At 65.0% G+C, this 22153-nt stretch carries 16 protein-coding genes; 4 read left to right on the plus strand and 12 right to left on the minus strand.

Annotated elements, in window-relative coordinates; genetic code table 11:
* The first annotated feature begins 286 nt into the window (after nt 1-286).
* Nucleotides 287-2110 carry an AMP-dependent synthetase/ligase gene (locus KIH81_RS02840; protein ID WP_214303986.1) on the plus strand — a complete coding sequence of 608 codons (1824 nt, stop codon included), beginning with the start codon at nt 287-289 and terminating at the stop codon, nt 2108-2110.
* A 471-nt stretch (nt 2111-2581) separates the two neighbouring features.
* Here KIH81_RS02840 and KIH81_RS02845 read toward each other — a convergent pair whose 3' ends face one another.
* Complete coding sequence (locus KIH81_RS02845) at nt 2582-3526, minus strand: DUF2264 domain-containing protein (RefSeq protein WP_214303987.1); 945 nt, start codon at nt 3524-3526, stop codon at nt 2582-2584.
* Nucleotides 3527-3835: 309 nt separating this feature from the next.
* On the opposite strand from KIH81_RS02845, the gene KIH81_RS02850 reads away from it, so the two are divergent.
* The 3 genes from KIH81_RS02850 to KIH81_RS02865 all read left to right on the plus strand — a co-directional run bounded on the left by KIH81_RS02850 (nt 3836) and on the right by KIH81_RS02865 (nt 7111).
* Nucleotides 3836-4633 (plus strand): response regulator transcription factor, encoded by a 798-nt coding sequence (locus KIH81_RS02850; protein WP_214303988.1) that lies wholly within the window; start codon nt 3836-3838, stop codon nt 4631-4633.
* A gap of 3 nt (nt 4634-4636) precedes the next feature.
* Nucleotides 4637-6181, plus strand: coding sequence for a hypothetical protein (locus KIH81_RS02855; RefSeq protein ID WP_214303989.1), 1545 nt, complete (start codon nt 4637-4639; stop codon nt 6179-6181).
* Nucleotides 6182-6301: 120 nt separating this feature from the next.
* Nucleotides 6302-7111, plus strand: a complete 810-nt coding sequence (locus KIH81_RS02865; RefSeq protein WP_236029216.1) for a gamma-glutamyl-gamma-aminobutyrate hydrolase family protein — start codon at nt 6302-6304, stop codon at nt 7109-7111.
* A 379-nt stretch (nt 7112-7490) separates the two neighbouring features.
* On the opposite strand, the gene araA is transcribed toward KIH81_RS02865, so the two are convergent.
* From araA to KIH81_RS02920, 11 genes are all read right to left on the minus strand, one after another.
* Nucleotides 7491-9008: an L-arabinose isomerase gene (gene araA, locus KIH81_RS02870; protein WP_109057650.1), complete on the minus strand. Its 1518-nt coding sequence runs from the start codon at nt 9006-9008 to the stop codon at nt 7491-7493.
* Between the two features lie 223 nt (nt 9009-9231).
* Complete coding sequence (locus KIH81_RS02875) at nt 9232-9924, minus strand: L-ribulose-5-phosphate 4-epimerase (RefSeq protein ID WP_109057649.1); 693 nt, start codon at nt 9922-9924, stop codon at nt 9232-9234.
* Between the two features lie 157 nt (nt 9925-10081).
* Complete coding sequence (locus KIH81_RS02880; protein WP_214303990.1) at nt 10082-11728, minus strand: xylulokinase; 1647 nt, start codon at nt 11726-11728, stop codon at nt 10082-10084.
* Between the two features lie 198 nt (nt 11729-11926).
* A complete protein-coding gene (locus KIH81_RS02885) occupies nt 11927-13042 on the minus strand; it encodes a LacI family DNA-binding transcriptional regulator (protein WP_109057647.1) in 1116 nt (371 codons plus the stop codon).
* Between the two features lie 209 nt (nt 13043-13251).
* Nucleotides 13252-14154: a ribonuclease HII gene (locus tag KIH81_RS02890; RefSeq protein WP_214304068.1), complete on the minus strand. Its 903-nt coding sequence runs from the start codon at nt 14152-14154 to the stop codon at nt 13252-13254.
* Nucleotides 14155-14311: 157 nt separating this feature from the next.
* Entirely contained in the window at nt 14312-15082 is a 771-nt protein-coding gene (gene lepB, locus KIH81_RS12015; RefSeq protein WP_338024732.1) for a signal peptidase I, read from the minus strand.
* 586 nt (nt 15083-15668) lie between these two features.
* On the minus strand, nt 15669-16034 hold the full coding sequence (gene rplS, locus KIH81_RS02900) for a 50S ribosomal protein L19 (RefSeq protein ID WP_109057646.1): 366 nt from the start codon (nt 16032-16034) through the stop codon (nt 15669-15671).
* A 321-nt stretch (nt 16035-16355) separates the two neighbouring features.
* Nucleotides 16356-17684 carry an ABC transporter substrate-binding protein gene (locus KIH81_RS02905; RefSeq protein ID WP_214303991.1) on the minus strand — a complete coding sequence of 443 codons (1329 nt, stop codon included), beginning with the start codon at nt 17682-17684 and terminating at the stop codon, nt 16356-16358.
* 126 nt (nt 17685-17810) lie between these two features.
* Nucleotides 17811-19943: a glycoside hydrolase family 43 protein gene (locus KIH81_RS02910; protein ID WP_214303992.1), complete on the minus strand. Its 2133-nt coding sequence runs from the start codon at nt 19941-19943 to the stop codon at nt 17811-17813.
* A 10-nt stretch (nt 19944-19953) separates the two neighbouring features.
* Complete coding sequence (locus KIH81_RS02915) at nt 19954-20754, minus strand: carbohydrate ABC transporter permease (RefSeq protein WP_109057643.1); 801 nt, start codon at nt 20752-20754, stop codon at nt 19954-19956.
* 19 nt (nt 20755-20773) lie between these two features.
* A complete protein-coding gene (locus KIH81_RS02920) occupies nt 20774-21652 on the minus strand; it encodes a carbohydrate ABC transporter permease (RefSeq protein ID WP_109057642.1) in 879 nt (292 codons plus the stop codon).
* Nucleotides 21653-22153 lie beyond the last annotated feature (501 nt).

The following is a 22153-nucleotide window of genomic DNA, read 5'->3' on the forward strand; positions in this document are numbered from 1 at the left end:
TGCCGCTCGGGGCCATCGTTCGGGGGCACCCCTGCCCATCGCATCCGCCATCGCGCGCGATCCGCATACCCCATCCGTTGCCTTACCCATTGCCACATCCATCGCTTCCGTCCGCCGCCCTTGTAGGCAACCGACAAAACGCACGCCCCAACTTCTCCGGTACGCACAACGCGCGGCCACCTACGCGCGCGTAACCTCGTGGACAGAATGGCCGAAATCGTCAACAGCCATCCCCGAAAGACTTACGACAGACACGACCCGCGCACCCTAAGGAACCCGCATATCCATGCTCACCGAATACACCACCCCCGGCGAATCCATCACCCTCAACGACAACCAGACCATCTACTCACTGCTGACGGACCGACTCGCCCGCACCGGCGCGGACACGGTCATCGCAGCCAGGAAACTCGGCCCCGGACGCTGGCAGAACGTCACCACCGGCGAGTTCAACGACCTGGTGACCCGCACGGCCAAGGGCCTGATCGCACTGGGCATCGCCAAGGGCGACGCGGTGACGATCTTCTCCTCCACCCGCCTCGAATGGGGCATCATCGATTTCGCGCTGGCCGCGGTGGGCGCGGTGAGCGTGCCGATCTACGACACCGACTCCGCCTCCCAGGCCCAGAACATCATGAACGACTCCTCGGTCAAGCTGGCCATCGCCGACAACCGCGAGCGCTTCGACCGCCTCGACTCGGTGAAGGACCGTTGCCCGTCCCTGAAGCAGATCCTCATGATCGACGGCAACGCGCTGGGCGCGCTGGAGGGCTTCGGCGTGGCCGTCTCCGACGAGGAGCTGGCCGAGCGCGTGGCCACCGTGCACATCGACGACCTTGCCACCATCGTCTACACCTCCGGCTCCACCGGCACCCCGAAGGGCGTGGAGTTGACGCACAAGAACTTCGTGTCCATCACCATCGCGGCCTCGCAGGCGCTGCATGAGATGATTCTCGACGACCATCCGCGCCTGCTGCTGTTCCTGCCGCTGGCCCACTGCTTCGCGCGCTTCATCCAGTACGCCTCCATCGCCTCGGACGACGGCGTGGTGGGCTACCTGCCGGACACCAAGTCGCTGCTGCCGGACCTGCGCTCGTTCGAACCCACGTATCTGCTGGGCGTGCCGCGCGTGTTCGAGAAGGTGTACAACGCCGCCTCGCACAAGGCCGGCGCGGGCTTCCGGGGCCGTCTGTTCCTCAAGGCCGCCGAGGCCGCGCGCGTCTGGAGCCGCAAGGAACAGGCCGGCGAGAAGCATACGTTTGCGGAGATCGCCGAGCGCGCGAAGTACGAGACGCTCGTCTACCGCACGGTTCGCGGCGCCTTGGGCCCGCGCATCAAGTACGTGGCCTGCGGCGGCGCGCCCTTGTCCCTGGACCTCGCCCACTTCTACAACGGCATCGGCCTGCCGATGATCCAGGGCTACGGCATGACCGAGACGGCCGCCCCGTTCGCCGCCACGCGCGTGAGCGACAACGTGATCGGCACGGTGGGCCAGCCCGCCCCCGGCTCCTCGGTGCGCATCTCCGACGAGGGCGAGCTGCAGGTCAAGGGCCCGAACGTGTTCCGCGGCTACCACAACCTGCCGGAGAAGACCGCGGAGGCGTTCACCGCTGACGGCTGGCTGCGCACGGGCGATCTGGCGGAAATCGACGACGAGGGCCGCATCACCATCACCGGCCGCATCAAGGACATCATCATCACGGCCGGCGGCAAGAACGTCTCCCCCATCCCACTGGAGGAGGAGATCGCCAAGTGCCCGATCGTGGAGCACTGCGTGGTGGTGGGCGACCAGCGTCCGTTCATCGGCGCACTGGTGACGCTCGACCCGGAGTCGCTGGCCGTCTGGCTGCCCGCGCACGGCCTGTCCGTCGAGACGCCGGTGGATCGGCTGGCCACGAACGCCGCGGTGCGCGAGGAGATCCAGCAGTACGTGGACAAGGCGAACGCCACGGTCTCCCGCGCCGAATCCGTGCGCAAGTTCGCGGTGCTGGACACGCAGTTCACGCAGGAGAACAAGTGCCTGACGCCGTCCCTGAAAGTGGTGCGCCCGGCCGTGAACCGTGTCTTCGCGGACGTGATCGACAGCGAGATCTACAACGGCAAACGGTGAGCGGTGGGGCTTGGTCGGCTGAAATTGCCCCGTATTGCCCCTGTTACCCGTATTGCACGCCCGTAAGCGGGGCTACACGGTGAGCAAGTGGCCGTCCTGCCCCACTTATTCAGGCTGGACCGGGGCGAGACAGGCATTAACTCCCGATGTCGCCCCACTGATTCAAGCCAGACCGGGGCAAGGCAGCGTATTGCCGCCCGTATTACCCCGTTCAAAACCAGTGGGCGGGGCGACGTGGCACGTTAATACCCGTGTTGCCCCGCTTCCCACCGCTCAATGGGACATGACGGATAGGTAACCACCGGAATGCCCCGCTGAGCTGATGTCTGCGGGGCTGACAGGTCATCACCTGCCCGGAATACCCCGCTCACATTCATTCATCGCAGCACAATGACGCATAGCTGCCCGGATTGCCCCGCTGAGGAACGGCTAGTGAGGCAATCCGGGCATATGACAGCCATTACGCCATTGTCAGCCGCCGAGCGTGTAGAGCACCTCGTCGTAGGCGGTGATGACGGCGGGATCCTGTGCGGCATCCTTGGCGGAGTCATCGGAATCGCCGGACTTGGTGGAATCGCCGGCACCGGTCTGCCCGATCTGGCCGGATTTGCCGGACTCGGCCTGCCCGGAACCCGCATCCGTGGACTGCTTGCCGGTGGCGGTGGCCGGAATTGACGGCTGATGCTTGAGCACATAGGTGGTGTTGGCATCGTCGACCTGCTCGATACCGCGCGAGAATCGCTTGTCCGAGACAACCACCTCGCCCTTGCGCCACCACCATTCGCGGATCTGCCCCTTGCCGTCATGGTGGATGATTACCGGGTCGAGGGTGCTCGACTTCTCGGCCCAGTCGGCGCTGACGTTCGGGTCGTACCAGAAGACGCGCACCGAGACGCCGCCCGTATCGCCGGAAGTGGCGGAATCCCCGTCACTCGCGGGCGTCTGCTGCGTCGGTCCCACGCCGCGCACCACCAGTTTCAGCACGGATTCGCGCCCGGCCTTCACGTCATCGACGAACTTGTCGATGCTCTTTTGGTCCGGATTGAAATACCACGGGTACGATTCGCCGTCGGAGTACCCGTGCCAGCCGGCCACGGCCTCGCCGCCGTACACGTAGCCTTGTGATTCCAGTTGTGCCTCGGTGACGTTCGGGTCGAGGGCGACCAGTTCGTCTACGATCTTCTGGGAGGTCATGCGCGTGGAGCGCTGCCAGACGAACGCGCCGGTCACGATCACGGCGAACGCCAGGAACGCCGCCAGCAGCCACCACCAGAGGGGTCGCACGGCGCGCTGGTCGGACGGATTGCCCGGATTGCCACCCGAATGTTCCGGATCATACCCTGGATCGCGCTTCGGGCCACGGTCGCCATTGGGCACGGACGTATGGTTGCGCAGTGCCTGCATCGCCTTGTTCATTACGGGCCTCCTTGCTCGGGTGATGGTTGTTGACCGCTCAATCCATCCCGGGTGCCAGTCGACTCCGTTCAGCCAAGATCGACGCGGTCCTTGTCCTCGGTTCCCCTGTCGGGGAAACCGGCGGCGAAGCCGAGTCCTGCCGGGCCATGTCGGCCGAGTTGTAACGGAGTCTATCGGTTCCGTCCGGCACCAATCGGGTGGATTGATGATTCCAGACTATGACCCGACATCTCAAGAAGCATAGCCGCTGACATGCGCCGCATGACATGAGTTGCCGTGCGTCACAGCGAGCGCCATAGACTATGGGTTATGGAACAGGGGAAGGGCCACATCACCATCGCGCTGGTGGACAACGATGCGATGGCACTGATGGCGTTGCGGTCGCTACTGGCCCGTGAGGGGTTCACGGTGTTGTGGACCGCACAGCTGGGGGCGGCCGCGATCCAGCGATGCATACGTGCACAGGACCGGCCGGATGTGCTGCTGGTGGATATGGCGCTGACGGATATGACCGGCGTCGACGTATGCCGGGCCGTCCGCCGCTGGGCGCCGGAGCTGCCAATGCTTGGCATGACCGCATACGACCCGGCTGTATACCGGGATGCCGCGTGCGAGTCCGGTGCGGCCGATGTCATCAGCAAGGACGATATCGCGGCCATCACACGCATGATTCGTCGTCTTGCCGCCCAATGCGCCGTCGGCCTTTCCGCGGCCGGGCTACCGGTCGGCGCGCAGCCAATGGGAGCGCGATCGCACGGCACGTGTGCCGCACCGTGTGCAGTGGCCAGCCAACGCACCGCGATGGGGCTCCCGAATAGTGCCGCTCCAATCACCACCCCCACCGCACGAACAGCGCAAACCGCCGGCATGGAGTCCCGAACGAACGTTGAGTCGGACAGTCAGCCGACGCGATCGTTCGCATTGTCCGCACAGCAGGCGGCCATCATGCGGCGGTATGCGGACGGCCGTTCCACCGAGGAGATCGCAGCCGAACTCGGCATCTCGAAGGGCACGATCTTCTCGCAGGTCGCCCGGGTGCGGGAGAAACTGCATGCGCGGGACCGCGACGAGGCGGTGGCGTTGTGCCGCCGATATCTGAGGATGTGAGCCATGGGAGTCATCGATGCGGCCGGTACCTCAACCGGCATCACGAATGGCAGGAACACGGGCAAACGTTTGCTTTGGGATGCGCGCACCCGTTTGCTGCTGGCGTGCGCGGCGATTCCGGCGGTGATCGAGACCGCGTACCTGTATGCGGCAGGCGAGGCCAGCGATGTCACGTTGCTCTTCGCATTGCTCGCAATCGTATGCAGTCTGCTTATGGCCTTGCTGCCAAGCGTCGGCGGTTGGGCGATCGTGGCGCTCTGGGCGACCCGGTGCGTGGTGCCGCAGACCACGCCGTTTTCGATACTGTTCTGCCTGCTGGTGGCCATCACGGTCATGACCTATCTGCATGTCGGTATGGCGTTGGTCGCGGCGGTGGCGGCCGAAGCGGCCACGGCGTCGCGTATCTGGCTGTACCCATGGGATTCTTCGGTGTTCACCATCGTGTGCGCCACGGCCGCGTTCCTGATGGTGGCGCTCTGGCTCGGTTCGATGATGAGCTGGCGCGAACGGCAGGAAATCGAGGCACAGGAACGCGCGGAACTACTGCATACGTTGGCCGATCAGGAATTGGCGACGCAACTGCATCATTCGGTGGCCAACGACCTGGCCACGATTCTGCTGCTGGCCCGACAATTGGAGTCGGATGCGGTACGAAGTCGAACTCACGGCGAAATGGATGTGCCGGAAGACCTTGGCTTGCCGAACAGCGGACAGTCGGCTCTCATGCATGGCCCCGGCCAGGAACGCGCCAATCCGATCGGACGCATCGATGAGGCCGAGACCATCTCCCTCATCGAACGGACCACAACCGAATCGCTGGCCAAGATACGCACGCTGATCGCAGGATTGGACCATGCAGACGGCGGCTCGGTGACCGACGACTCGCATACCGGCATCCGGCCCACCCCCGAGCCTGACCCCGAAACAGGTTCCGAGGCAGCGCAGGATGTCATGTGCAACAGGATCGCGGCCTCTGCGCCCGCCGTCAGTTCATCAGCGAAAAGACCATCACAGCCCAGACGTGCCGGCACAGCGTCATCGTCTGTCCCGCCGGCACGCATCGCCTCGCTTACGACGGACGAATTGCGGGAGTTGGGCGAATCCGTCGATGCACGGCTGCATGCGAACGGGCTGGTCGGCGAGACCATCATCGGCGGTGCGGAATCCTCGGCGTGCACGTCCGAGCGCAAGGCCGCCCTCTTCGATATCCTGCATGAGATCGTCGGCAACATGATGAAGTATGCCGCCCCGGATTCCGGCTATTGCATCGCAATCACTCTCGGACCGGGATTGGCCACGGTGTCGGCATCGAACGGCATCGGCTCCAAGCGATGCGGACGAGCCGGACAGCCGCTGCCGGATGGTTCTCCAGACACCGGTTCGGAAGACAACGTTGATGCTGCCGTACGTAATCCGTTGACATCGGCACTGACCGGCGGCACGGGAATCGCCCGATGCGGGCAGACGGCGGAATCGGCGGGCGGCGAGTTCACCGCTTCCGTCGAGGACGGCACGTGGACCTGCCTGCTCAAACTGCCCCTGATCTGACGGTTACATCGGTCCGGTACAGTGGCGGCGTCGCTGCGAATCGACTGGAGGTCCGATGCGGGCCACCGGAATGGAGGTGCCGTCATGACCGATAGACCAATGATCGCCGTGACACCGTTGATGGATTACGGGCGGGACAGCCTGTGGATGTTGCCCGGTTACATGGATGCGGTGCTGCGCGCGGGCGGCACACCGGTGATGTTGCCGCTGACCGACGACGCGGATGCGGTGGAGGAATGCGCCGAACGGTTCGATGCGTTCCTGTTCACGGGCGGGCCTGATGTGGGGCCAGACGTGGGGCCGGACGTGGGGCCGAATGGCACGAAGCCGGATGCGGATTCGATTACAGGCTCCGGCGCCACACTTCCCATGACAGCCGTTGCCGATTCGAAGACCGGTTCCCCAGCCGGTGACTCCACCGCTGCGTCCGATGCCGGAGCCACAGGTCGCAGCGAAGTGCTCAGTCCCGAACGAGACCGCATGGAATCGCTGTTGCTGCCGGCCGTGATGCAGCTGGACAAGCCGATTCTGGGCATTTGCCGCGGCATCCAGTTCATCAACAGATATCTGGGTGGCACGTTGTGGCAGGACCTGCCCAGCGAGCATCCCAGTGCGGTCGAGCATCATATGAATCCGCCGTACGATGCGTTCGGGCATTCGGTTTCTCTGGTTCCCGGCACACCGTTGGCCGCGTTGTTCGCCGGGCGGTCAGAGATCGCGGTGAACAGCTACCATCATCAGGCCGTGCGGGAGCCGGCGGCGGGTCTGGAAGTGATGGCTACCGCGCCAGATGGCGTGATTGAGGCGCTGTGGCGGCCGGCGAGCCGGTTCCTGTGGGCTGTGCAGTGGCATCCCGAATTCCTGTATTGCGTGGACACCCGCTCACAGGCCATTTTCGACGTGTTTGTGGCCGCGGCGCGGGGCGAATAGGCCTCCGAATTCGTATCGAAGCGCTTGGGGCTGTGAATCGGTGCGGCTCAGCGACGGCAGAAAGCCAGCCCTTGGTCCGATGGCAACGGCAGGAGCCACTACCGGATCCAACCCTCTTCTCGTTGCAACGCGAAAGGGCCGCCCGGTTTCCCGGAACGGCCCTTGCATGGCAATCAACGGTCAGGCTCTGATCTTGATGGGACTACCCCTCAGTCGGCTTCGCCGCCAGCTCCCCTGACAAGGGGAGCCAAGAAGTGGCACAGAGACCTGAATTCAATTTCCCCATTCACCTATTGACGTGTGCGGTATCGGTGCGATGGAAGGTGAAGGCGTACGAAGGTACGTCGGACCTTCCACCATGCCGATACCGCTCCGTCAATCAGTGCTGGTTGTTGAGACGGTGGTACATCTCGGACAGCTCCAGCTCCTTCTCGAACTGGCGGGCGGTGGTGTTCTCGTCGATGACGGCGAGCTCGACACCGGCGATGCGGGCGAAGTCCTCCCAAGCCTCACGACCGACGGAGGTGGTCATGCAGGTGTGGTGGGAGCCGCCGGCGGTGATCCAGCACTGGACGGCGGTCTTCAGGGACGGCTGCGGCTTCCAGACGGCACGGGCGCACGGCAGCTCCTTGAGGGAGCCCTGCGGCTCGACGACGTCCACGACGTCCATGAGCAGACGGAAGCGCTCGCGCTCGTCGGCCATGGAGACCACGACGGCGTCCTTCTTCGGGGCACCGGAGAAGACCAGGCGCACCGGGTCGGCCTTGCCGCCGATGCCCAGCGGGTGGATCTCCAGCTTCGGCTTGGCGATGGTGCCGATGGCCGGGGAGACCTCGAGCATGTGGGAGCCCATGTCGAGCTCGTTGCCTTCGGTGAAGTTGTAGGAGTAATCCTCCATGAGGGAGGCACCACCGGGCAGTCCGTAGCCCATCACGGCGCCGATGCGCACCAGGACGGCGGTCTTCCAGTCGCCCTCGGCGGAGAAGCCCCAGCCGTACTCGGACGGGAAGCGCTGCGGGCCGACGCCCGGCAGCTGCGGCAGGGCGCCGAGGTCCTCGAAGTTGTCGACGCCGGCGGTGCAGCCGTTGGCGCGCATCATGTTGACCATCGCGGCCTCTTCCTTGGCGGCGATGAACAGGGAGTCGTACTTGGCGTCCAGCAGGGCCGGGTCGACGTCGTACTTGGCCTTGTAGTCCTCGATGATCTCCTTGACCTGGTCGTCCTTGACGGCGTCGTATGCGGCGACGAGCTCGTTGACGGCCCAGGTGTTGATGGAGGCGCCGAACACGCGCTCGGCCTCGGTCTTGTCGCCCTCGGTGACGGCGACGTTACGCATGTTGTCGCCCCAGCGCATAACCTTCATGTTGTTGGAGGCGTCCCAGCCGGCGCAGGCGCGGGCCCAGGTGCCGACCTTCTCGGCGACTTCCGGGTCGGTGTAGTGGCCGACGACGATCTTGCGCGGGATGCCGAGGCGGGAGACGATGTAACCGAACTCACGGTCGCCGTGGGCGGCCTGGTTCAGGTTCATGAAGTCCATGTCGATGGTCTCCCACGGAATCTCCTTGTGGTGCTGGGTGGCCAGCTGCAGCAGCGGCTTGGTCAGCACTTCGAGGCCGCGGATCCACATCTTGGCTGGGGAGAAGGTGTGGCACCAGGCGATGACGCCGATGACGTTCGGGTTGGCGGAGGCCTCGACCATGAACTGCTTGACGCCGTCGGAGGACTTCAGGGTGGGCTTGAGGACGATCTTGGCCGGGATCTTGCCGGTGGCGTTCAGGTAGTCGACCATTTCGGCGGAGTGAGCGGCGACCTGGCGCAGCGCTTCCTCACCGTACAGGTCCTGCGAACCGACGCCGAACCAGATTTCCTTGCCCTCAAAGGGGTTTTCCATTGCCATGATGGCTCCTTTGTTTACTTCGTTGTGTGGAGTGTTGTACATTTCGTGGCTGACCAAGGGCTCCCCTCAGTCAGCTTCGCTGCCAGCTCCCCTCAGAGAGGGGAGCCAGAGGAAAGGTCAGTGCTGGAAGCACTGGGCCGGCGTGTGTGTCCGCAAAGCGCACCGAGGGAAGGCGTACGAAGGTACGTCGACCGAGGAGCAATGCCGCGGACACTCCGCCGGGTCAGTGCTGTCCGTAGACGTTCTGGTAGCGGTCGTTAAGCTTATCGATATCGGCCTGGTCGATCTCGATGATGTCGCCGAGCTGACGGGCGGCCCACATGGTGTGGGCGACTTCCTCGGTCATGGCGGCGGCCTTGACGGCGGCCTCGGCGTCCTTACCGATGGTGAACGGGCCGTGGTTCTGCATGAGGACGGCCGGGGACTTCGGGTACTTCTTCAGGGTCTCGACGACGCCCTTGCCGATGGCTTCGGAGCCGATGAGACGGAACGGGCCGACCGGCACCGGGCCGCCGAACTCGTCGCCCATCATGGTCAGGCCGCAGGGGATGTTCTGACCGGTGGCGGCCCAGGCGGTGGCGTAGGTGGAGTGGGTGTGGACCACGCCGTAGACGTCGGGCATGTTGCGGTAGATGTAGGCGTGGGAGGCGGTGTCGGAGGACGGGGCCTCGGCGCCGTCGACCACGTTGCCGTCCAGGTCGCACACGACCATGCTGGACGGGGTCAGGTACTCGTAGCGCAGGCCGGAGGGCTTGATGACCATGAGGTCGGCGGTGTGCAGGCGCTGGGAGACGTTGCCAGCGGTCCACACGACCAGGTTCCACTTGATGAGCTGCTCGTGCAGGGATGCGACAACCTCGCGCACCTGCTTGACCTCGGCACGGACCTCGGGACCGTAATCAGCCAGAGTTGCCATTGTTGGTTTCCTTTCCACTGAAATGGATGGACGTTTGCTAAATCTTGTGTTATCGATGACGGCCAAACCGGTGGGTTGTCAGACAGTAACCTGTCCGGCTACCCCTCAGTCCGCCTTCGGCGGCCAGCTCCCCTGACAGGGGAAGCCAAGCCAGCGGTTACTTGTCTTCGAGATCGATGGACTCGATGGCGGTGTGCTCGATGGGCAGGCCCTTGGTGAAGCGGGCGAAGAAGTCCTCGAAGCCGATCACGTCGGAGGCGATCGGGCTTTCGGTGGTGGACTTGGCGTCCTTGAACACGCAGCCGTCAAGGTAGTCGGCCAGGTTGGTGTGGTCCTCGTTGGTGTTCCACAGGTAGTTGGCGAGCACGGCCATACCCCAGGCGCCACCCTCGGCGGCGGTGGACATGACCTTGATCGGGGTGTTGAAGGCGGCGGCCAGGATGCTCTGGGCGACCTTCGGGGTGGTGAAGATGCCGCCGTGGCCCACCAGGGAGTCCACCTGGACGTGCTCCTGCTTGGTCATGACGTCCATGCCGATCTTGACCGGGGAGAACGCGGAGAACAGCTGGGCACGCATGAAGTTGCCAAGGGTCATGTTGGCCTCGGGGCTGCGGGCGAACAGCGGACGGCCTTCGGGCAGGCCGGCCAGGAACTCGCCGGAGCGGAACGGGTAGTTGAGCAAACCGCCGCAGTTGGAGTCCACATCGTCGGCGATGGCCGCGCGGAACAGGGTGCCGTACAGCGTGCCGGCGTCCACCGGGGTGCCGAGCGCCTTGGCGAACTGGCCGAACAGGCCCACCCAGGCGTTGAGGTCGGAGGTGAAGTTGTTGGCGTGGCTCATGCCGGCCAGATCGCCGGCCGGGGTGGTGACGAGGTCCACTTCGGGGTGGAGGGCCTTGAGCTTGTGCTCCAGGACCACCATGGCGAAGATGGAGGTGCCGGCGGAGACGTTGCCGGTGCGCACGCGCACGGAGTTGGTGGCGACCATGCCGGTGCCGGCGTCGCCCTCAGGCGGGGCGAGCACGATGCCGGGCTCCAGGGTGCCGGACGGGTCGAGGAGCTTGGCGCCTTCCTCGGTGAGCTCGCCGGCCGGGGTTCCGGCCACGAGCGGGGTGGGTAGCAGGTTCTCGAGCTTCCACGGCTGGGCGGCCACTTCGGGCAGGGCGTCGAACTTCTCGATGAACTCGGTCTCATAGGTGTGGGTGGTCGGATCGATCGGGAACATGCCGGAGGCGTCGCCCACGCCGAGCACCCTCCTGCCGGTGAGCTTCCAGTGCACGTAGCCGGCCAGCGTGGTGAAGTAGGCGACCTTGGAGACGTGCTCCTCCTTGTTGAGCACGGCCTGGTACAGGTGGGCGATGGACCAACGCTCCGGGATGTTGTACTGGAACAGCTCGGAAAGCTTCTGGTGGGCCTCGGAGGTGTTGGTGTTCTGCCAGGTGCGGAACGGCACGAGCAGTTCACCGTTCTCGTCAAAGGCGAGGTAGCCATGCATCATGGCGGAGAAGCCGATGTGGCCGATGTGCGTGAGCTTCTCGCCGTAGGCGGTCTCCACGTCGTTGGCCATGGAGGCGTAGGCATGCTGCAGGCCGCCCCAGATCTCCTCGGTGGAGTAGCTCCACAGGCCGTTCTCCAGGTGGGAGGCCCAGCTGTAGTCACCGGAGGCGATGGTGCGGAAGTCGTCGTCGATGAGGACGGCCTTGATACGGGTGGAGCCGAATTCGATGCCCAGCGTGGTCTTGCCCGCGCGGATCTTCTCGGCAATGGTGGCGACCTGTTCGGCCGCGTTGTCGATTGCTGCCATATCTATCCTTGTCTTTGAAAACGCCTGGGCGCGAACCCCCTCTTTGGGGTGGCTGTTAGCGCTCACAATTTCCAGAAATCATTGTACAGATAACCCGTATTCGACACAACTTATACCGTGCCCCAAAAGATAACGGTTAGATAACAACCGCCGAATTGCAACGCTTTCGGGCTGCCTTTCCGGGCGTGGCGCATGCTTTCAGCGGCGTGGCGCGGGGCCCAGCGAGCGGCGTGCCATCACCTGCGTGGGAATCAGGCCCACCCCGTGCTGGCTGGCGAGGAACGCCGGCTCGCCGCTCTCCCCCAGCAGGCGCAGCGTCTCGCGCATCGCGGCCACGCCCAGCCCCTCGAAATCGGGGCGGACGGTGGTCAGCGGCGGATACATGTTGTCCATGCCGGACATGTCGTCGAAGCCCACCACGCTCATGTCCTGGGGGATGCGCAGGCCGTGCTCGTGCAGGGCGCGGCAGATGCCCATGGCCTGGCTGTCGTTGGCGGCCACGGCCACGGTGGGCAGCGCGGCGCCACGGCGGCCGTACTCGTCCAGCAGGTGGTTCATGTGCGCGTACGCCTCGTCCGCATCCCAGCTGTGGCAGCGCACGATCTGCGAGTCGATGGACTTGGCCGCGGCCATCTTGCGCCAGGAGTCGAGTCGGGTGTGGGCGTCGCGCCATTCGTTGGGTCCGGCGAAGTACAGGGCCGACTTGTGGCCGTATTCGGCGAGCAGGCCCACCACCTTGGCCATGGCGCCCCACTGGTCGATGCCCACCAGTGCGGTGCTGCGGCGGCCATCCGCGGTGAGCAGGCTCAGCCCCTCGCGCACGGTCATCTGGCCGTGGGTGGAGGTCACGATCACGCGCGGCTGGGTCACCTTGGCCCGGCAGGCGGCGGCGAACATCACATCCGTGGGGGTCAGGAAGATGAAGGCGTCCACGTTCTGTTCGTTGAACGTGTCGCACAGGTTGTCGAAGTCGGCCTGGGTGCACAGCGCCTCGTGGACCATCATCACGCTCATGAACAGGCCATGGTCGCGGGCCATGGATTCGATGGAGGTGATGGCGGAGATCGGGCCGAAGAACTTGAGGCCGCCGGCGATCAGGCCGATGGTGCGCGAACGGCGGGAAGCCAGCGCGCGCGCCGAATTGGACGGGCGATAGCCGAGCTGGTCGATGGCGGCCTGCACACGGGCGCGGGTGGCGTCGGAGACGTCCGGCGAGTTGTTGATCACGCGGGAGACGGTCTGGTGGCTGACCCCGGCGAGTTTGGCCACCTCGAACATGGACGGACGTTTGCCTGGCTTGCGGCTGGTTACCATAGAACTTCCCGAACCTTCCCGCTGGCGGGTCTGCGATCGTTGCGGACCCGGCTGATATATGTCTCCTCTGACTTTAGCGCGTTCCGGCCGGTTCCGCGTTAGCGCTCACATCGTCGTGTCGCGGCGCGGAACGGGGCGCTTGGCCCGGCCCGCATGTCCGGTTCTGGTTGGGCGGATCGGATCGGAAGCGGCCGGATGGCCGGGAAACGTCAGGTGAGGTGCCAGGAGACGCGATGCAGCGCGGTGGGCCCGTGTTCGGCGATGGCGGCGCGGTGGGCCGCGGAACCGTAACCCTTGTTGTGGGCCCATTCGTACGGCGCGTACTTCGGGTCCGACTGCGCGAGGTCCACCATGAGCCGGTCTCGGGTCACTTTGGCGATGACCGCAGCGCTGGCCACGGTGGCGCAGCTGCGGTCGCCCTTGACTTTGGTGGTGACGACGGCGGGGATGGGTACGTCCGGCGCGTCGAAGGTGCCGAGCGCCTTGGTGATGTAGTCGCTGGGGCCGTCGAGGATGGCGCCGACGCGGATTGGGCGGGTGGGAGCGGTTGCGGTGGTTCGCGGACTCCCCTCAGTCAGCTCCGCTGACAGCTCCCCTCGGAGAGGGGAGCCGGAGACGGGTTCGGTCTGCATGGTATTTCCCGCTTCGCGATGAACGGCTGCGCCCGGCTGGGAACCGTCGAGTCCGAGCTGGCGTTCGACGTCGGCGAGGGCGCGCAGGGCGGCGATGCCGAGGGCGTAGGTGATGCCCCAGTCGTCGATTTCGGTGTTGCTGGCCTGGCCCACGGCCCAGGCGGCGCACCAGTCGCACAGTTCGTCGTAAATGGCCTCGCGGCGGTGTTCGGTGAGAAGCTTGGAATCGGCCACGCCGTCCGGGACGGTCAGGAATTGTGACTGTGATGCGGCGGCATCACCACGGGCTTCGTCGGATTCTCCCTCGGCGGCCGCCCGATCGGTATCGTTCAACGGCTCCAGGTCGCGAGCCCAGATGGCGGCGCAGCCGACCATCACCGGACCGGCGAGCGCGCCGCGGCCCACCTCGTCGAATCCCACGATGAGGTCGTAGCCCTGAGCGGCCAGTTCACGCTCCAGTTCCAGCGTCGGTGTGATTATCGCCATGATTCTCCCTCGTTGTCCCGCACTATCCCTCAGTCGGTTTCGCCGCCAGCTCGTCCTGCAATTATGGACAGACCACGATGGACAGGCTACGACTGACTTCTTTGGTTTGCCTATCGGCTCACACATAGTCTGCAAGGAGAGCCAAGAAAAACTACTCGGCGGAGGCGTCCGGGACGTCGGCGAAGACCTCGTGATGGGCATCGATACCGGCGATGCGGTTCAGCGGCCAGTAACGCACGAATGCGGTGCCGACCACGTCTGAGATGGGCACCAGACCGTGGTCCGCGTCGTCCTGGTGGTAGCGGGAATCGGCGGAATTGGCGCGGTTGTCGCCCATGACGAACACGTGCCCCTCGGTCACGGTCACGGAGAACGGGAAGGAGCTCGGATCCACGCCGGGACGGATGTAGGAGGTCTCGTTGATGGCCACGCCGTTGATGGTGATCGGCTGGCCGGCGCCCTTGCATTCCACCACGTCGCCGGGCATGCCGATGAGTCGCTTGATGAGGTAGCCGCCGCCGATGCCGCTGCTCTGCTCCGCGCTCAGCCAGTTGTTGGGGTCCTTGAAGACGACCACGTCGCCGCGCTGCAGGCCCGAGATCTTGGTCGTGATCTTGCTGGCCACCACGCGGTCGCCGGGCACCACGGTGTCCATCATGGAGCGGGAGGGGATCTCGTAGAAGCCGACCAGGAACAGTCGGATGAGCAGCACGATGAGCACGGGCACGCCGCACCACAGGAAGAAGTCACGCAGGGTGAACCGGTCGTCGGCGGACTTGGCGGCCGCATGGGCCTTGCGCCCCTTGCCGCCTGCCGAAGCGGTGCCGGCATCCGCACGGGAGCCGTCGTCCGCGAGTTCGGCGGCGATCGCCACACTCGGGGCGGGTGGCACCGGCGAGGAGTCCACGCCGTGATCGGCCACCTGGAAGGTGCGGGCGTCGCGGGCCGCGGCGTCGGCGGCGGATTCGGTTTCGACGGCGGCGTAGGGCTGTGCGGCGTTCTCCGGCGTCGCATCGAAGGAAGCGTTATCGGGATTTCCGGAACCGGCGTCTTCCGCCGCATCGACGTCACGGAAATCAGCCGAGACGATCATGCCGTCGTTGGCGGCAGCGCCAACGGAAGCGGCCAACCCGCTGCCGGAATCTGCGGCGTCATCGGCATCGCGGAAGTCAGCGGACACGATCATGCCGGAATCGGCCGCCGGACCGGCAACGTTCGCATCGGACAGGCCGGGAACGGACTGCGGCATCCGGGATTCATCGGACCGGGGCCGCTCCCCCGCCGAATCCACGGGCGCCACGGGTGCCACGGAAGCCGGGAATACGCCGTTGTCCTGATCGTCCTGCATGCCATCTCCTTGAGTTCCAACCGATGCGCATACCGCGGCGGTGCCGCCGGTGCGCGTCCATCATACGCGGGTTCTACGAAAACAGCCCGGAGCCAAAACGGTTCCGGGCTGAATTTCACGGTTTATTCGCGTGGGTCACGCGGCCAACCGGTAGACGAACTCACTTGGCGGAGTTGTCGCGGCGCTCGACGATGCGGGCGGCCTTACCGCGCAGGGCGCGCAGGTAGTACAGCTTGGCGCGGCGCACACGGCCCTTACGCACAAGCTTGATGGAGTCGATAGACGGGGAGTGCACCGGGAAACGGCGCTCCACACCGGTGCCGAAGCTGATCTTGCGGACCACGAAGGTCTCGCGCACGCCAGCACCGTGACGGGCGATCACCACGCCGGTGAAGGTCTGGATACGGGAGTTGTTGCCTTCCTTGATCTTCACGTTCACGTCGACGGTGTCGCCGGGACGGAAGGCCGGGATCTCCTCGGCCGGCTTGAGGTGCTTGGCGTCAAAAGCCTCAATAGCGTTAACCATTGTTGTTCCTTCAGTGCTGCCGCATATCAGCCCCAGGTTTGGGATCGCACGCCCGTGTTGTTGCGTTGCCGGGGCGCGATCGCTCACGTGTATCCCTTGGGTTTGCCCTTGGGAAGCCTGTCAATCCGCCGAAAGTCGGGCCTTGCGTTCGTCTTGCGACTCGCGCGGCCGTTCGGACTGGACCCGTGGAGAAGCCGGCTTATGCGGCGGCCTGCCTCTCGACACAGCAATCGATAAGTGTACGGCAGATTATGGACACGAAAGGGCCGGCTGACGCGCCTGCCAGCCGGCCCTCAATGGATGCGGATCAGACCGCCGTGACTACCGTTCGATGGATTCGTTGACCTGCTCGATCGCCTTCAGCGCGGATTCGACGGTGGCGTCGCCGGTGTAGATGTTCTGCATCTGCACGCCGATCTCGTCGTTGAGCTCCTGGGAGGTGAGCTTGCGCTGAAGCTTGGACGAGGCCTGGCCCTTGGTCACCAGGTCGATGCTGGCCTTGGCGGATTCGGTAGCGTCGGACGGCACCTCGACCTTCATGTCCTTGTCGACCGGGGCGCCCTGCAGCGTATTGATCCACTCCTGCTGGCCCTCGCCGGTGGTCATGAACTCGATGAACTTCATGGCGGCCTCCTGCTTCTTGGAGTCCTTGTTCACCGCCAGGCCGAAGTCCACGCCAGTGGTCGGGCCGGTGGTGTTGTCGCCCACGGTCGGGAACTCCATCATGCCCAGCTCGTCCTTCTCGACGGCCGTGCCCTTGGTCTCATCGTTCGGGAGTACGGCGGAGACATGCCAGGAGCCGGTCGGGAAGAACGCGGTCTTGCGGGCGTAGAAGTAGTTGTCGCGGGCGTCCGGGTAGGTGGCGGTGCCCACGGCGCCGTCCTGGAACAGGCCGTCGTCGATCATCTGCTTCCAGGCCTTCATGGTCTTGACGAAGGTCTCGTCGGTGAACTTGGCCTTGCCTTCGGCGGCCTTGTACACGTCGCCCTCGCCGTACTGGTTGGACAGCCACACGAAGATGTCGTCCAGATGCCAGCCGTCCTTGGCGCCGAGGGCCAGCGGCATCAGGCCCTTGGAGACGAGGGTCTTGTTGGCCTCGACCAGTTCGTCGTAGGTGGTGGGCACCTTGACGCCGTTCTCGTCCAGCAGGGTCTTGTTGTACAGGATGTATTCGGAGCCGGAGGTGATGGTCGGCATGGCCACCATCTTGCCGTCCGAGTTGGTGGTCTGTTCCACGGCGCCCTCGGCCACCTTGGAGTCCCAGCCGGGCATGTACTTGTCCGCCAGGTCCTTCATATCCTCGGCGAAGCGGCCGTACTGCTCCACGGTGGAGCCGGCCTGCACGCCGAACACGTCCGGGCCCTCGCCGCCGGCCATCGAGGTCTGCAGCTTCTTCTGGTAGTCGGCCATCTCGGAGGTGCGCCACCAGTCGATCTTGATGTTCGGGTACTTCTTCTCGAAGGCCGCGTAGATGGTCTTCCACTGGGCGTCGGTGGGCTGCCAGGTCCAGAAGGTCAGGGTGACGGGGTTGTCGGCGGTGCCCAGACCCTCGTCGGAGCCGCCGCCCGAGCTGGAACCGCAACCGGCCAGCAGGCCGACGGACATGGCCAGCGCACCTACGGCGGCAACCGTCTTCTTCATATTGAACATGATGGTTCTCCTTGTTTCTCTTGTGTTTTCACACCGTTGTGGAAAGCGGGTTGATGGTGATTGGTTGATTTGGACGGGACATCGGACAGGACATCGGACAGGGTGGAAGAGGAAGGACTTTGCCAGTCACGCTCCTTTCCGTTCGTCGGATACGAGCGACGTCCTCGCGTATCCGGTCAGGGAGGTGCGGTCGAGGGTGATGCGGACGCGGGCGTCCGGGCCGCCCAGCGGCATCTGCCAGCTGCGGCCGCGCACGTGGATGCGCAGCGTGCCGTCGAGCGCTTCGATGCGGACGGTGAGCGCCGCACGGCCAAGCCGGTCACGCCGGACGGGCCCGCCGATCTCGCGCAGGCGCACCGGCCGGGCCGTTCCGTCCAGCGTCTCGCCGTCGTGCATGAGCACGGCGCCGCCCGCGGTGATGGACAGCCGGTAGTCGTCCACGGCGATGAGCGTCTGGCCGCGGTCGGTGTCGGAGGCGAAGTCCAGTACGAACCGGTTGCCGTCGAGCGGCGTGGCGAGGGTGATGGTGGCGGGCCGCACGCCGTGCGGTCGTACGCCATCGCCGATGACCAGACGTTCGTCGGTCCGGACCTCGCGGCCGAAGTCGCGCAGCCGCGCGCCCCACAGATCCACATGTTCGGTGGCCACGTATGCGCTGAACGCGGCGGCGGTGCGGCGGGCGAACAGTCCCGTGCGGCCGGGGACGTCGCTGATGGTGCAGGAGGCGAAGGACCGTCCGTCGATGGTCACGTTCAGGCGGCAGTAGCGGCGTTCGATACGGTATTCGTGCCAGGCGTTGAGGTCGAGGCCGTCGAATCCGCGGCGGATCACACGTTCGGAGGCCACGCCGCCGATCACGTCGATGATGGCGATCAGGCCGCGTCCGGCGTCGATTTCGACCTTGGTGAGGTTCCGGTCGTCCGTGTACCGCACCATGATGCCGAAGCACGCGCCCAGCGGCGTCACGGGGGCCTTGGCCCAGACGTCCACCACCTGCGTGGCGGAGGAGGTGCCGGCCACGGCGATGAAGGTGCCGGTCTCGTCGGCGACGAGCGCGTCGTCGGCGAGCGCCGCCGTCCCGCCATCCGATTCCGGCGCGGTCGCGACGTGCGCGGCGCCGGACACCACGGTCCATGCGGGGCCCAGCCCGTGCGCGAAGTCGTCGTGCACGGTGCCGGCGAGCGGTGCGTCCTGGGCGTCGGCGGTGGGGCCGGGCGTGTCCAGCCCGCCTTCGGCGTAGTAGAGCGGGTCGATGCGCATCACACGCTGTTCGGTGCCCACGTACAGTTCGTCGGCGGCGTTGCGGCCGTGGTAGACGATCCAGTCGTCCACGGCGTTGGGCGCGCGGACGATGGAGTTGTGGCCGGTGCCTTCCACCTGCGGACTGCGGATGAGCAGCGGGTCGAAGCTGGTGCCGTTGAGCTGCTTGGCCCAGTCGAGCGTATCGATGTGAGCGTCGGCCGGGTCGGCGGGCAGCGGGGCGGCCGAGTAGCCCACGAAGTAGTCCTCGTGCTCGTAGGCGTTGGCGGAGTAGGTGATGAAGGCGCGGTCGCGGTAGATGAAGTAGGTGGCGCCTTCCACGGTGTGCCAGTCGCGGCCGTCGCCGAAGCGGTTGCGGGCGAAGATCTCCTCGTCCATCGTGGGCACGATGAGCGGGCGGGGCCTGCCTTCGCGGGCGAACGGGGTGGCGAGGCGGTCGATCATCACCGAGGTGCCGGGGCGGTCCTCGGACAGGCCGGTGACCTGGTTGTCGGCGTAGAGCAGGTAGAGCCTGCCGTCGTCGCCCCAGACCACCTGGGAGTCGATGGCGAAGGTGCCGAACAGTTCCGCGCGCTTGGCGAACGGGCCGAGCGGGTCCTCGCTGGTGGCCACGCGCATGATCTCGGTGTGGGTGTCCGTCTCGTCCTCCGGCATGTTCGAGAAGTACATGTGGAACACGCCGTTGATGAGGATCACGGAGGGGGCCCAGAAGTTCTTGCGGCCGGCTTCGGTGTAGCAGTAGCCGTGCGAGGTCCAGTGGACGAGGTCCGGCGAGGTGGAGACGAGGATGCCGTGTTCGTCGGTGGCGTAGCAGTAGTAGAGGCTGCGGTAGCGCAGGACGAACGGGTCCGGTGCGGTGTGGGACTTGCCGTCCGCGTACGGGACGGGGTTCACGTACGTGCGGGAGGTGAGCGGGGCGATGGCGCCGGGTGCGGGCGGGTCGGGCGCGACCGTGGCGGCCGTGGCGCCCGGCTTGGGATCGGCTGTGATTGCTGTCATCTCACTCACCTCAGCTCTTGACGGCGCCGGCGGTGATGCCGGACTGCAGCCACTTCTGGCTGATCAGGTAGACGATGATGGACGGAATGGTCATGAGGATCAGGGCGGCGTATTCCTGGGCCACCATCTCCGGGGTCTGGCTGCGGGTCTCCATGAAGTAGGTGGAGGCCAGCGTGACCGTGTACTTCGATTCGTCGCGGATGAGCAGCAGCGGGATCAGGTATTCGTTCCAGGAGTAGACGAAGGTGAGCACGCCGGTGGTGGCGATCATCGGGGTGGAGATCGGCATGAGGATGCGCAGGTAGATGCGCCAGGTGGAGCAGCCGTCCACGCGGGCCGCCTCGATGATCTCGTTGGGGATGCCGTCGAAGTAGTTGCGCCACAGCAGCAGCATCTGCAGAGCGTTGAACGCCACGAGCGGGATGATCATGCCGAGGTAGGTGTTGGTCAGGCCGAAGGTCTTGATGGTGAAGAACAGCGGCATGGTCACGGAGGCGATCGGCACGGCCATGCAGGCGAGCATCGCCACGTAGATGACGTTCTGGCCGGCGAACTTCATCTTGGAGAAGGCGAAGCCCGCGAGCGAGGTGATGAACACCACCACGACGGCCGTGACCAGGGCGATGAACAGCGAGTTGAACACCACGCGGAAGTAGTGCACGTCCGGGTTGGTGATCACCGACTGGTAGCTGGAGAAGCCACCCACCTGCAGGGACTTGGTGATGGCCGTGACGATGGGGAACAGCCAGATGATCAGGAAGAAGAACAGGACCACGTACATGATCACCGTAGTGCTGGTTTTGCGCTTCATGATGCGTTCCTTTCCGTTCCTACCGGTTGGCCCGGTTGTTGACGATGACCTGGACGATGGAGAGGATCACGGCGATGATGAGCACCATCACGCCGATGGCCGCGGACAGACCGCCGTTGAACTGCTGCACACCGGCCTTGTACAGGTAGGTGTTCAGGAATTCGGTGGAGCGGCCGGGGCCGCCGCCGGTGGTCTGGATGACGATGTCGAAGGTCTTGAGCGAGCCGACGATGCCGAGCAGGATGAGCGTGTTGGTGGTGCCGGACAGGTTCGGGATGGTGATGCGGAAGAGGGTGTTCCAGAACCCGCAGCCGTCAATCTTGGCCGCCTCGTAGATGTCCTCCGAGATGGACATGAGGCCGGCGTAGTAGATGATCATCGAGAAGCCCATCCATTCGAAGATGTTGATGGCGCAGATGGAGTAGAGCGCGATCTTCGGGTCGCCGAGCCAGCTTTGGGCCAGGAAATCGAGGTGCAGGAACCGCAGGGCCTCGTTGATGGCGCCGACGTTCGGGTCCATGATGATGCGGAAGATGGCGGCGATGATGACCGGCGCCATGGCGATGGGCATGAAGAAGATCGCCTTGAAGACGTTCGAGCCGCGCAGCCGCTCCTTGAGGATCACCGCGAGCAGGAGGCCGAGGCCGGCCTGGATGACCACGGTGACCACCATGAAGATGATGTTGTTCTTCAGGGCGGTCCAGAACACCGAGCCCGGGGTGAGCAGTTTGGCGTAGTTCCTGAGGCCGATAAAGTCCATCTCGTCGGAGATGCCGTCCCAGTCGGTGAACGAGGTGGCCACGGTGAAACCGATGCAGTAGTAGATGAATATGCCGGAGAGAATGACCAGCGGCGCGATGAACAGGTACGGGCGCAGTTTGCTCTGCCACGAGTTCATGGATTCGCCGGGCTTCGAGACGCGGGCGCGGTCTTGCCTTGCGGTCCGCGACACCTCTCCCCTGCGGCCTGTCGCCGTTGCCTTCCCTACGGAAACGCTGTCTGCGCTTGCCGTCATGGTGACCTCCCTTGGTTCTCCCACAGTTTCGTGAAACGTTTCAGAAACGACGCGCGGAAAGACATGGGCGATGATGCCGCCGTGGCATGTCGGATGGTTTTCGGTATGTCGTTTCGCTCTTGCCGGAGCTACTGCGCGCCGGTTTTCTAGAACGTTTCAGATTTTGTTGTTGGTCATAATTCTATAACGATTCAGAAGTTTGTCAATTCGTTATCATTTCGCATGGAGTAGCCGTGCGCGAACCATTGGAATCATTGGCGACACGCCGTACCAGTCACGCAGGGGCACATGCGCACGGACGCGCAGCCGCCCATCTCCGCTGCTCATACCGTCCTGCGGCTTACGCCGCGCCCGCGGTTCGCACCGCCCTTTGCCGCTTCACAC

The sequence above is a fragment of the Bifidobacterium miconisargentati genome (assembly GCF_019331675.1).
Classification (GTDB): domain Bacteria; phylum Actinomycetota; class Actinomycetes; order Actinomycetales; family Bifidobacteriaceae; genus Bifidobacterium; species Bifidobacterium miconisargentati.